The organism is Vibrio sp. 99-70-13A1 (genome assembly GCF_013114625.1).
Lineage (GTDB): Bacteria > Pseudomonadota > Gammaproteobacteria > Enterobacterales > Vibrionaceae > Vibrio.
On the sequence record NZ_VTXD01000056.1, the window covers coordinates 1 to 11708 of the forward strand.

Consider the following 11708-nt stretch of genomic DNA (forward strand, 5'->3'; position numbering starts at 1 on the left):
AGATGTGTATAAGAGACAGATTTTAATCAAGATATTAAAAGGTAAGTATATGAATAGATAAGAGATATGATGTGGATAAAAGATATGAAATAGGAATATTAAGCAGAAAGAAAAAAAGAGCTTCCGGTAGTCAGCTCTTTTTTTATCATTTATTACATTTGGTCAATCTTAGCTTTCACACGTAAGACTTTATCAGCATAATTAGGGTCGGTTGCGTAACCTGCCTGATGAATACCATTAATAAAGGAAGTGGAATCACCTTTATGTTGTAGAGCCGTTTCATACCTTGGATTTTCATTCAAGAATTTCACATAGTCGTTAAAGCTGTCTTCGAACGAAGAATATGAACGGAAAGAAGCTGACTCTTTTACCGGTGTTTTACCATGAAACTCTAGAGTTTGAGTGGCAACCTTTTCACCTTTCCAACTACGATCTGCTTTGATATTAAACAGGTTATTACTGTTACCCAAAGAGTTTTTCACCATCTTAGAGCCCCAACCCGTTTCAAGCGCCGCTTGAGCTAATAGCAATGATGAGTCAACACCTAAAGCTTGAGCTGCTTTTTCAGCATAAGGTTTCATTGAAGTCACAAACGATTCTGGAGAATCAAAAGATGCCGGTTGTGACTTATTCACTCTAGCAACATCAGAGACTGAAGTTGAAGTATCAGAGCGAGCAGAAAACTTCGGTCTTTCTAAAGCAGGGTCGAAACCATCTGTGCGAACTTTTGCTTCAGTACTATCACCGGCTTGCCCTGAACTCAGCTGAGCGACAATCATATCGGCTAAGCCTAAAGAGCCAGAAGCACTTAGTTCACTCGACATTTGGTCATCCAACATTTGGCGGTAAAAATTTTCGTTTTCACTGCTTAACATGTCAGATTTAAAGCTGGAGTTTGCATCACGCATTGATTTAAAAAGCATTGAAGTAAAGATAGATTCAAATTGCTTAGCCGCAGCTTGCAATGCAGCTTCTTCACCGCCCTCTTCACCATTAACAGCCTGCTGACGTAACCGGTCTAGGCTGCCAATATCATGAATAAATCCGATGTCATTATTATTCTTAATCATGTCATCGCCCCTAGATAACGATCAGCTGGCCTTCAATCGCACCTGCTTGTTTCAGTGCTTGAAGTATCGCCATTAAGTCAGAAGGAGCTGCACCAACCTCGTTTACTGCTCGAACAAGATCATCAAGCGTTAAACCAGGTTCAAATTTAAACATCTTTCCGTCGCCTTCTGTTACCTCAATATCGGTATCAGGAACCACTGCCGTTTGCCCACCAGCAAAAGCATTAGGTTGGCTCACATTAAGATTCTCTTTAATCGCGACCGTCATACCACCGTGTGTAACCGCTGCCGATCTCAGGCGAACATTTTTCCCAACGACAATGGTGCCAGTTCGAGAGTTAACAATAATTTTTGCCGCTCCTTCTGCTGGGTCAAATTCCACATTCTCAACAGCAGATAAGAAAGCAACTCGTTGGCTAATTTCACGCGGAGCACGAATACGAACAGAAGTCGCGTCCACTGCTGATGCCATTTGAGGACCTAGGAAATTATTAACTGCATCAGCTAAACGTTGAGCGGTCGTAAAATCTGATTCGATTAAGTTAAAAGTAATGTAGTCACCACGGCCAAATGGCGTTGGTATTTCTTGCTCAACCATCGCGCCACTAGAAATAATACCCACATTTGGGTTATTCCCTACAATTTTAGAACCGTCATTACCTTCTGCACTAAAGCCGCTTACCACAAGGTTACCTTGAGCGATGGCATAAACTTGCCCATCCAAACCTTTTAGGAACGTTTGTAAAAGAGTACCGCCACGCAAACTTTTTGCAGAACCAATAGAAGAGACGGTTACATCAACTTGTTGACCTTGCTTAGAAAAAGCAGGAAGTTCAGCAGTAACTATCACCGCAGCAACGTTCTTTGTTTTTGGCTTAGTGCCAGGTGGCAATTGAATGCCAAAGTTTTGCAGCATCGCGTTAAATGTTTGATCGGTAAAGGGAGTTGTCTCACCGGTACCAGGAAGACCAGTCACTAGACCATAGCCAACTAATTGGTTACTACGAACACCTGCCACTTTTGCCACATCTTTGATGCGAGCGGCATGCACACTGGTAGCAAGGAAAATCATGCTCAGTAGTATTAATGTTAGCTTTTTCATAGTAGTAACCTGTCTTTGAAGTGTTCGTGTATTTCAAAGTAAATGCTAAAAGTTCAACATTTACCGAGTTGCTATAAAGCTACATTAAAGAATCGTGCCAAGAATCCAGGCTCTTGCATATCTTGTTGTACACCAGTGCCCGAATATTGAATTCTTGCGTTCGATACTCGGTTAGAAGCGATGGTATTATCGAAAGCAATATCATCAGGTCGAATCGTGCCACTTAGACGAATATATTCATCACCAGTGTTTAAAGTCATCCATTTTTCACCACGTACGACTAAGTTACCATTCGCCAAAACTTCAATAACTTCTACCGTGATATAACCACTAATACTGTTACTTTGATTAGCCGATGCATCACCAGCAAACGTGTTGGTATTGCTTAGATCATATGAGAAATTGTATTTGTCTATCGTCAACTCTTGACCACCAACCGCTAAAGGTTCCATGGACGAATCATTTGATTTAGACATATCAGCATTGGCTTTTTTGGTCGCACGGGTATTTTCATCTAATGCCACTGTAATAATGTCACCAATACCATGCGGTTTTGAGTCGTCATACATGCTGCCAATATGATTTACATTAAATAAAGACCCGGTAGCCGCCGCGTAATGCTCTGGCTTTTCTTTTGGATGAATAGGCGCCCAAGCAGGGTCACCAGCAATAGGGTCAGTACGCCCACGCAAAGTATCAACAATACCTGAACTCTCTTCACTCGACTTATCACCTTCGACCGCATCGACTATCGTCGTCGCGTTTTCTTCGGCTGGCGTTTCTATCGGCTCAAGCATGCTACAGCCTGACATCGAAGCAATTAAAGCTAATAAAAGAATACGTTTCATGTTGATACTCTCACAATAACAATTAAGTAAGCGGATTAAACTTAAAGCTGTTGGTTAACAAAACTCATCATCTTATCGACGGACGAGATCACTTTAGAGTTCATTTCATAAACGCGCTGAGCTTCAATCATATTAACAAGCTCCTCGGTTACGTTTACGTTAGATGTTTCTAACATCGACTGACGAACATTACCTAAACCGTCAAAACCCGGTACGCCTTCTTGTGGGTCACCACTTGCGCCAGTTGGTAAATATAGGTTTTGTCCAATAGGCTCAAGACCGCCTGGGTTCACAAAATCTGTAATCGTAATCTGACCAACCACAACGTTATTTTGCTCACCACGCATTCTCACTGATACTTCACCGTCGTTACCAACTGTGACTGAGATTGCATCATCAGGAATGACGATTTCTGGTTGCAAACGGTAGCCCTGACCGGAAGTTACGATTGCGCCGTCGCCATCTAACGTAAATTGACCATTACGGCTGTAACCGGTTTCCCCATCTGGCATTTCGATTTGGAAAAAACCGTCACCTTCGATCATCATATCTAGGCTATTCGTCGTTGTTTGTGCATTACCATGTGTATGTACTTTTTGTGTTGCCACAACTTTTGCACCAGCACCTAGCATCAAACCACTTGGAAGCTCAGTATTTTGTGAAGACTGACCACCAGGCTGGTTTATATTCTGATAAAACAAATCTTCAAATACTGGGCGGCTTTTTTTAAAGCCAATTGTTGATGCGTTAGCCAAGTTATTTGAAATGGTTGAGATATTGGTTTGTTGGGCATCTAAACCTGTTTTACTTACCCATAATGCTGGATGCATAGCAATCCCCTTAAAAGTCTATTAGCTCATACGAAGCAGTGAATCAGACGACTTGTCCATTTCTTCTGCTGTGCTCATCATTTTGACCTGCATTTCAAATTGACGTTGTAAGTCAATAAGGCTGGTCATTTCACCAACGGCATTTACGTTACTGCCTTCTACAGCGCCGGTAAGTATTTTTACTGCGGCGTCTGCTTCGTATGCCTGATCTGGGTTTTTCGAACGAAATAGACCATTCGTGTCTTTAAATAGTGTTTGATTATCTGGGCGGACTAACTTAATACGATCAACCACTGCGAGTTCTTCTGCTGGAGCGCCTTGAGGAATCACAGAAATTGTACCGTCAGAGCCAATCTCAATTTTACTAAGTGGAATAGGAAGAGTAATTGGAGCGCCGTTATCGCCAAGGATTAGATGACCACTGCCATTTGATAGCATACCGTTTTGGTCAATCTTTAAATTACCATTACGAGTTAAGCCTTCACGACCTGTTTTATCCATAACAGAAATCCAGCCGTCACCTTCAATCGTAACGTCAAGATCACGACCGGTTGTTACTACGCTTCCTTGAGAAAAATTATGGCCTGGGCGTTCTGTCATGCTGAATACGCGAGTAGGTAAACCTTCACCATACGCTTGCATTGAACGAGCTTGTGCTAAATCAGCACGGAAACCCGTAGTGCTCACGTTAGCAAGGTTGTTTGCGCGTAGCTGCAAAGCTTGCATATTTTGCTTAGCGCCGCTCATGGCAAGAAACAGTGCACGATCCATAATTTGCTCCAAAAAATCACATCTGGATCAATTAAAGCAATTGGCGTGCCAACATTAAATTTACTTATTTATCAAGTAATTAATAAAATATGAAGGAGAATTGATAACCGATATTAATCGGTAATGAAAAGATATTGCCTGCGGCAAAGGTAGAGTGGCAATTCAAACGGCAAATATATACACAACAATAATACCCAAGTCACATGTATGAATTGGGTATTATTTCTATTCAGAGCAAAACTAATTATCGGATCTGAAGGATATTTTGCTGTAGCTGGTTATGTACTTCTAGAGAACGGGAGTTCGCTTGGAAGTTACGTTGAGCAGAAATTAGATCGACCAACTCTTGAGTCATATCGATGTTCGATTGCTCAAGTGAACCATTGTTGATGCCACCAAATGAACCTTTGTTCGACTCACCCCAGATTTTATCGCCTGAGTAATTGGTAGAATCCCACTGAGTACCACCTTTCTTGTCTAGACCCTGTTCATTAGGTACACGAACCAAGCCTACACGCCCTAGCATTACATTCTCACCATTTGAATACGTACCTAGTACTGTGCCGTATTCATCAAAATCGATCTTGGTAAGGAAACCTGTTGTTGCACCGTCTTCATCAAACTTTGTCAGCTCAAAAGGAGCGGCAAACTGAGTTGAAGAGTCCAAACCAAGCTGTAATACTTGCGTTGGATCGGCACCATTTAGGTCTACAGGTGTTGGATTTGTAGGGTCACCAAGAGCAACAGAGGTAATCGGTTGACCGTTATTCAAGCTCGCCAATGTACCATCATTATTAAACTTCATGGTGTGACCAACGTGACCGGTTGCATTTGCCGCATCACCAGCATTGATATTTAGCGGCTTTTCACCTGCGTCATCAGTCATGGTGTAGTACGTTTGCCACGTATTCGGCTGTGTTTGATCTTTTAGGTAGTATGTCGTTAATTTGTACGACTGACCCATCGAGTCATAAACAGTTGAAGATGTTGCACGGTTATAAGTATCCGGATCTTCAAAATCGAATGCAGCAGGATCTTTCAAATCACCATTTGCAGGAAGGTTTACGCCTACTTCGATGTTTTCTGTCTGCTTTGGTTTACCAAATTCAGCTGGAATGTCTAACGGCTTTGGCGCATAAGAAAGAACTTCACCGCTATCAGGATCAACATCGTAACCTAAAAGGAACTCATCGTTAGACGTAACCATGAAGTTGTCTTTATTTAAATGGAATGCACCATTACGGGTTAATTCATTAATCTCAGGGATCATTTTGTCTTTAGAAACAGCGAAGAAACCAGTACCACTTACACGTAAATCCATTGGGTTATTCGTGTAAACGCTTGAACCTTCGTGGAACTGCTGAGCAACTTTTGCCGCTTGAGCACCGCCACCTGGAGTGGTTTTACCATTCGTAAACAAAGAACTTGAGTACACATCACCAAATTCAGCACGAGACTCTTTAAAGCCAAAGGTGTTTGCATTCGCAATGTTGTTACTCGTTGTGTTCAAATCTAATTGAGCTGCGGATAAACCGCTTAAAGATACATATGACATTCCAATATTCTCCTAATCTAGCTAGCTTAATTGCTCTATAAAGAGCAACTACGCTTTGCCAACTTCTAATACTTCGGCAAGTCGAACTGGCGAAGTGAAACCAGCCAGATTGAGTAGTACGTTGCCATCACCTTTACCAAGAAGCACACTATTCACGTTCGCATAAGTCGAAACTGGGAATTCTGTGTTCTCACCATCAAGTAAACCCGCCGCTTTCACATTGTATTTACCCGCCGGCAATGGATTACCGTCTTCGTCTTTTCCGTCCCATTCAACACGAGTGTCACCAGCAGGTTTTGCACCAACATCCAATGTACGAACTAATTGACCAACTTCGTTTTCAACTCTAACCATAAGGTTATCCATTGCTTGAGGAAGTTTAACCATTGCCGCCATTCCGCTGTTGCCTGCTTTCACACCTGCCGCTCCAGGAACCAGCACATCTCGACCGACTAAAGAAGAAGCCTGAAGTGCTTGGTTAGAGGTCATTGATGAATTCAAGCTTTCAAACTGTGTATTCATTTTCTCAATGCCATCAACGGTCGCAAATGAAGCCATTTGCGCAATCATTTGGTCGTTTCCAACCGGCTTGAAAGGGTCTTGCTGAGCAAGTTGCTTCGTTAACAAAGATAAGAAGTCTTCTTGCTTGAGTTCTTGCTTACCTGTTGTTTCATCCGGCTTCTTGTTATCTTGAAGACTCTTTAGTTGGTCAACATAGGACAAGCCGCTTTGACCAACATTATTGATTCCAGCCATATGCTACCTCCTTATCCTTATTGACCCATCTGCAGCGTACGCAGCAGCATTTGTTTACTTGAGTCTGCCACTTGTACGTTGGTTTGGTACGCACGAGATGCAGAAATCATATTAGCCATTTCTTCCATAACGTTAACGTTAGGTTTGTAGATGTAACCTTCGTCGTTCGCTAATGGGTGGTCAGGGTTGTACTCTGCATTAAGTGGTTTATCACTTTCTACAATGCCCATTACCTTTACCGGAACGGTATGCCCACCAGCATTACGAGCCTGACTTAACTCGGCACCGAATACGGCGTGACGAGCTTTATAAGTATCTTCTGCTGAGCTACTGATACTATCGGCATTTGCCAGGTTACTTGAGGTGGTATTTAGACGAATAGATTCAGCGCTCATAGCAGAACCAGTTACATTGAATACATTAAATAAGCTCATCTAATTACTCCCCTTTAAGTGCTTTTGTTAAGTTCTTGAATTTACTTCCTAGGAAGTCTAGAGATGCTTGGTGTCGAATTTGGTTTTGCATAAATAAGTTTCTTTCCAAATCCAAGTCCACCGTATTGCCATCTCCCGTATCTGGTTGAGTAGGAGTTCGATACATCGTTTCTCCATTCACCGTGGTTGAGGCAGAAATATGCCGACCATCTGTTCGGCTAAGACCAATGCTTGCCCCAGAACTTGCCGCCTGCAATGATTTCTGAAAGTCTAATCCTTTTGCTTTATACCCAGGTGTGTTTGCTTGCGCGATATTGGTGGAAAGCACCTCAGCGTTTCGCTCACGTACACCAACTGTGTGCTGGTGAATACCTAATGCATTGTCAAAAGAAATAGCCATGTAAACCTCAACTCAAGAACTGACTTTCATAAAATAATTAAAGCAATATATATACCAACTTTAAAATGCTAAGTGGTTTTATATAATTTATACCATTTAAACGCACTTTCATTGCTTTAGGAGTTAGCAATAAATACGCCATAATTAGAGATCTTTGGAATGTCACTCTTGCTTAAAGATATCTGTTCTTCAGGAAAAAGAAAACCCAGCACTAGGCTGGGTTTTAATAATTCTGTATGGCAGAAGGGCTACTTAATTGGTAATAGCTATTTAATTAGAGCTACTTTAATTTGTAGATAATGCCAGGGTTACAACGAACCATCTCAAAACGATCGGTCAAGCCAGTTAAAGACTCTGACGCACCAAGCAATAGATAACCACCAGGGTTTAAGCTGTTTGCCATTTGGTTTAACACTTTTGATTTCATATCAGGTGAGAAATAAATCAAAACGTTACGACAAAAAATGATATCGAACTTACCAAGTAACGCGTAGCTGTCCATCAAATTTTGAGGGCGGAAGTTAACCATACGTTTTACATTGTCTTTCACTTTCATTCGGCCATCGCCAGCATCTTCAAAGAAAGTGCGACGACGTTCAGGTGAAAGACCACGTCCAAGCGCTAAGTTGTCATAAACACCAGCACGACACATATCTAGCATACTTGCTGAAATGTCAGTAGCCGTTATTGAGACGTTAGACAGCATTCCTGGCTTACGAGATTGAGTTTCTAAAATGGTCATCGCCATAGAATATGGTTCTTGACCTGAAGAACTTGCCGCCGACCAGATTTTAATTGGGCGTTTGTTTGCCGCTACTTCCGGTAAAAGCTTATCTGCTAATACTGCAAACGGATAAGTATCTCGGAACCAAAGTGTCTCATTTGTCGTCATGGCATCTACAGCCGCAACTCTTAGTTCACGATTTCTGCCTGAAACCACATCTCTTAGTAAATCAGATAACGAAGCTAACTTGAACTTCGTTACTAATGGGCTGAGCCTACTACGCACTAAGTATTGCTTACTGTCGCCCAGTACAATGCCACATTGAGATTCTAAAAAACGGCTGAAATCGCGATATTCTTGATCACTTATTGTTATAGCAGTCATTAATGTCTCTTTTAGTTAGTTAGAGCAGCTTTCACCGCTGCACCAAGCTCATCCGGGTTGAATTTCGCGATAAAGGAGTTTGCCCCTACTCGCTCAACCATTGCTTGGTTAAATACACCACTTAATGAAGAGTGTAAAATTACATACAAATTCTTAAGTTCTGCGTGTCGTCTAATTTCGGCAGTTAAAGTATAACCGTCCATTTCTGGCATTTCGATATCCGAAATCACCAATGAAATTTGATCGTAAATACTGCCTTCACCTGCCATTTCAAGCAGTTTTTCGTAAGCTTCTTTACCATCTTTAGCCGAAACCACTTCGAAGCCAATTGATTCAATGGCGCGCTGAACTTGCTTACGTGCCACGGTAGAGTCATCAGCTATCAGTATACGACGAACAATTTCTTTTTCGGTTTCAACTTGAGCGATAGATTCACCAATTGAAGCATCCATCGTTTCATCTACAGGAGATATTTCAGCAAGGATTTTTTCTACATCTAGAATTTCAACAAGTTCATCATCGATATTTGTCACGGCAGTGAGGTAATGATCTTTACCTGAACCATCCGGCGGCGGAAGAATTGCTTCCCAGTGCATATTAACAATTCGATCAACTGAACTCACTAAGAATGCTTGTATAGTTCGGTTAAATTCTGCAATCACGACAAAGCATTTATCAATATCAGTCGTTGGTCGACCACCAACTGCTAAACTTAAATCTATAACCGATACTGTTTGCCCACGGATATGAGCCACCCCTTTTACTAAGTGGTGCAGATTTGGCATTAAAGTAAGTTTAGGGCACTGTAGTACTTCTTTTACTTTAAATACGTTGATGCCGTAGCGCTGACGCCCCATCAGGCGAAAGGTTAATAATTCCAATCGGTTTTGACCGACAAGTTGCGTACGCTGATTCACTGAATCAAGAATACCCGACATAAGCTCATCTCCATATCAAACTTTTAATAATAAAAAGTGTTAGTCTACTACAGGCTACGAACCATCAGAGAAACAGAATGATGTATTATAATTCAAATCTACATCTTTTTTCTATAACTAAGTGTAGAGCTTTCTATAAAACTTTTGCTAAGTCTATCGGCATTTTAGCAATTTTGTTTAGTTTTTTTACTAAAGCTGCAACATATGAACAGATAGAAATGATCCAAACTGCGGCTGAAACCCATATTTCTAATACAATTGAGCAGCCTATGGGTGGTGAACTGGTCATTAAAGCAGCCAATATAGATTCGCGAGTTAAAGCGACTGATTGCTCTGTTCCTCTAGAAACCAGTGCTTCGACCAACAGCAACAAGCGAAGCAGCATCACAGTGTTAGTGCAATGTGTCCCAGATGAATGGCGTATCTATGTACCCGTTCGTATGTCAATGTCTGTCCCTTTAGTCACAGCGACACGTTCTTTATCTCGCGGTGAGCTTTTAGGTCAATATGATGTGACCATCACTATGATTGAACTCAATAAGTTCCGACGACAAGGGTTCACTCAAGCCAAGCAAGTGGTTGGCGCTAAGGTGAAAAAGAACTTAAGACCGGGAGATGTCGTTGAAAGAGGTGATATTTGCGTAGTATGCCGTAATGAAAAAGTTGTGATTCAAGCGGTAAAAGGTGGGATGGTTATCACAACTAAAGGTACCGCCCTCACTGATGGCTCCTCTGGTGATCAAGTCAGGGTGAAAAATGACAAATCACAACGTATAATCGAAGGTGTTGTAACTGATATTTCAGAGGTCACGGTTTATTTTTAACCATTTTTCTAAAAGCTTAGCCTGCCTACATACAATATGATTTGCATGAGTAAGTAAGAATATCTATTACGTTCGTTTTTTGATTACGAAGCAAAAAAATTACTAAAGTAATCACACCTAAGGTCGATATTGACTGTACAGGTTCACATAATTGTAGAAAAGGCATAGATATGGCAGGCATTGATAACATACGTTCGGGGCAAACTTTTACGACAACTAATCGTTCTTCAACTGGTCGTTCTGACTCTAATACACAAGCACCGAGTTCTGAAGTCAGCTCTAAATCATCAACAAAAGATGCGGTTTCACTGAGTCAACAAAGCAAAGCTCTTGGTCAATTACATCAAGATATGGCTTCTCAACCTACTTTTGACACAGCAAAAGTAGCAGCAATAAAAGAAGCGATCGCAAACGGATCTTACACTGTCGACCCAGAAAAACTGGCTGACAACATGATGAAAATTGAGAGTGAACTAAAAGGTCTTTAAGCTTTAATCGCTTAAGCAGGTTTTATTTATGGCGGCATTAGTCGATTTAATCAATTTTCAATTGCAAAGCGCACAGTCTCTTTCTGAACTTTTAGAATTAGAGAAGGTTGCGATCACAGCCCGAAAATCTGGTGACATCGAACGCTTAGCTAAAGAGAAAGTGGTTTTAATTAACCAGCTCAATCAAACCGACCAAAGAATTGCCTCTCACAGTAATGTTAATGAATTACGAGAAAAGCCTGAACTCACTGAACTTGTATCGAAGATACAATACATAGTACACGACTGCCAACAAGCAAATTTAACCAATGGTGAAGCACTGAATCGAGCTCAGCTTAGCTTTAATAAACTGAGTAACTTAATGCAGCAAAGCCAAGGTAAAATTGGGATGACTTACAATGCCGGAGGTCAAACCCGCACCATATCTACCCTAGGTACCAACCTAAAAGCTTAATATCGTTCAGAGAGTATATAAACTCACTTATCTTCTTATCTTCTTATCTTCTTATCTTCTTATCTTCTTATCTTCTTATCTTCTTATCTTCTTATCTTCTTATCTTCTTATCTTCTTATCTTCTTATCTT

14 protein-coding genes are annotated in these 11708 nt (G+C 41.2%); 3 read left to right on the forward strand and 11 right to left on the reverse strand.

The annotated features are described in order from the left end of the window. Positions 1–152 precede the first annotated feature (152 nt). The 11 genes from flgJ to F0226_RS21330 all read right to left on the reverse strand — a co-directional run bounded on the left by flgJ (position 153) and on the right by F0226_RS21330 (position 9812). Positions 153–1070: a flagellar assembly peptidoglycan hydrolase FlgJ gene (gene flgJ, locus F0226_RS21280; RefSeq protein WP_171737513.1), complete on the reverse strand. Its 918-nt coding sequence runs from the start codon at positions 1068–1070 to the stop codon at positions 153–155. Positions 1071–1080: 10 nt separating this feature from the next. After that, complete coding sequence (locus tag F0226_RS21285; protein WP_171737514.1) at positions 1081–2172, reverse strand: flagellar basal body P-ring protein FlgI; 1092 nt, start codon at positions 2170–2172, stop codon at positions 1081–1083. A 71-nt stretch (positions 2173–2243) separates the two neighbouring features. Next, positions 2244–3020 carry a flagellar basal body L-ring protein FlgH gene (gene flgH, locus F0226_RS21290; protein ID WP_137374805.1) on the reverse strand — a complete coding sequence of 259 codons (777 nt, stop codon included), beginning with the start codon at positions 3018–3020 and terminating at the stop codon, positions 2244–2246. 41 nt (positions 3021–3061) lie between these two features. After that, complete coding sequence (gene flgG / locus F0226_RS21295) at positions 3062–3850, reverse strand: flagellar basal-body rod protein FlgG (protein ID WP_137374806.1); 789 nt, start codon at positions 3848–3850, stop codon at positions 3062–3064. 21 nt (positions 3851–3871) lie between these two features. After that, complete coding sequence (gene flgF, locus F0226_RS21300; protein ID WP_137374807.1) at positions 3872–4621, reverse strand: flagellar basal-body rod protein FlgF; 750 nt, start codon at positions 4619–4621, stop codon at positions 3872–3874. A gap of 244 nt (positions 4622–4865) precedes the next feature. Continuing rightward, entirely contained in the window at positions 4866–6176 is a 1311-nt protein-coding gene (gene flgE / locus F0226_RS21305; protein WP_171737515.1) for a flagellar hook protein FlgE, read from the reverse strand. Between the two features lie 48 nt (positions 6177–6224). After that, positions 6225–6932 (reverse strand): flagellar hook assembly protein FlgD, encoded by a 708-nt coding sequence (gene flgD, locus F0226_RS21310; protein ID WP_137374809.1) that lies wholly within the window; start codon positions 6930–6932, stop codon positions 6225–6227. A 17-nt stretch (positions 6933–6949) separates the two neighbouring features. Then, a complete protein-coding gene (gene flgC / locus F0226_RS21315) occupies positions 6950–7366 on the reverse strand; it encodes a flagellar basal body rod protein FlgC (RefSeq protein ID WP_137374810.1) in 417 nt (138 codons plus the stop codon). A gap of 4 nt (positions 7367–7370) precedes the next feature. Beyond that, positions 7371–7766 (reverse strand): flagellar basal body rod protein FlgB, encoded by a 396-nt coding sequence (flgB, locus tag F0226_RS21320; RefSeq protein ID WP_137374811.1) that lies wholly within the window; start codon positions 7764–7766, stop codon positions 7371–7373. Positions 7767–8046: 280 nt separating this feature from the next. Next, positions 8047–8874: a protein-glutamate O-methyltransferase gene (locus tag F0226_RS21325; protein ID WP_171737516.1), complete on the reverse strand. Its 828-nt coding sequence runs from the start codon at positions 8872–8874 to the stop codon at positions 8047–8049. 11 nt (positions 8875–8885) lie between these two features. Beyond that, on the reverse strand, positions 8886–9812 hold the full coding sequence (locus F0226_RS21330) for a chemotaxis protein CheV (protein WP_171737517.1): 927 nt from the start codon (positions 9810–9812) through the stop codon (positions 8886–8888). A 77-nt stretch (positions 9813–9889) separates the two neighbouring features. On the opposite strand from F0226_RS21330, the gene flgA reads away from it, so the two are divergent. From flgA to flgN, 3 genes are all read left to right on the forward strand, one after another. Beyond that, entirely contained in the window at positions 9890–10636 is a 747-nt protein-coding gene (flgA, locus tag F0226_RS21335) for a flagellar basal body P-ring formation chaperone FlgA (protein WP_171737518.1), read from the forward strand. Positions 10637–10806: 170 nt separating this feature from the next. Beyond that, positions 10807–11124: a flagellar biosynthesis anti-sigma factor FlgM gene (gene flgM, locus F0226_RS21340; RefSeq protein WP_171737519.1), complete on the forward strand. Its 318-nt coding sequence runs from the start codon at positions 10807–10809 to the stop codon at positions 11122–11124. A 28-nt stretch (positions 11125–11152) separates the two neighbouring features. Continuing rightward, complete coding sequence (gene flgN, locus F0226_RS21345; RefSeq protein WP_171737520.1) at positions 11153–11578, forward strand: flagellar export chaperone FlgN; 426 nt, start codon at positions 11153–11155, stop codon at positions 11576–11578. Positions 11579–11708: the final 130 nt, after the last annotated feature.

Excerpts from the sequence above, each read along its gene's own strand:
- F0226_RS21330 (WP_171737517.1), bottom strand. The coding sequence starts at position 9,812 with ATGTCGGGTATTCTTGATTCAGTGAATCAGCGTACGCAACTTGTCGGT.
- F0226_RS21285 (WP_171737514.1), bottom strand. The coding sequence starts at position 2,172 with ATGAAAAAGCTAACATTAATACTACTGAGCATGATTTTCCTTGCTACC.
- flgH (WP_137374805.1), bottom strand. The coding sequence starts at position 3,020 with ATGAAACGTATTCTTTTATTAGCTTTAATTGCTTCGATGTCAGGCTGT.
- flgF (WP_137374807.1), bottom strand. The coding sequence starts at position 4,621 with ATGGATCGTGCACTGTTTCTTGCCATGAGCGGCGCTAAGCAAAATATG.
- flgD (WP_137374809.1), bottom strand. The coding sequence starts at position 6,932 with ATGGCTGGAATCAATAATGTTGGTCAAAGCGGCTTGTCCTATGTTGAC.
- flgC (WP_137374810.1), bottom strand. The coding sequence starts at position 7,366 with ATGAGCTTATTTAATGTATTCAATGTAACTGGTTCTGCTATGAGCGCT.
- flgN (WP_171737520.1), top strand. The coding sequence starts at position 11,153 with ATGGCGGCATTAGTCGATTTAATCAATTTTCAATTGCAAAGCGCACAG.
- flgJ (WP_171737513.1), bottom strand. The coding sequence starts at position 1,070 with ATGATTAAGAATAATAATGACATCGGATTTATTCATGATATTGGCAGC.
- flgA (WP_171737518.1), top strand. The coding sequence starts at position 9,890 with ATGATGTATTATAATTCAAATCTACATCTTTTTTCTATAACTAAGTGT.
- flgE (WP_171737515.1), bottom strand. The coding sequence starts at position 6,176 with ATGTCATATGTATCTTTAAGCGGTTTATCCGCAGCTCAATTAGATTTG.
- F0226_RS21325 (WP_171737516.1), bottom strand. The coding sequence starts at position 8,874 with ATGACTGCTATAACAATAAGTGATCAAGAATATCGCGATTTCAGCCGT.
- flgM (WP_171737519.1), top strand. The coding sequence starts at position 10,807 with ATGGCAGGCATTGATAACATACGTTCGGGGCAAACTTTTACGACAACT.
- flgG (WP_137374806.1), bottom strand. The coding sequence starts at position 3,850 with ATGCATCCAGCATTATGGGTAAGTAAAACAGGTTTAGATGCCCAACAA.
- flgB (WP_137374811.1), bottom strand. The coding sequence starts at position 7,766 with ATGGCTATTTCTTTTGACAATGCATTAGGTATTCACCAGCACACAGTT.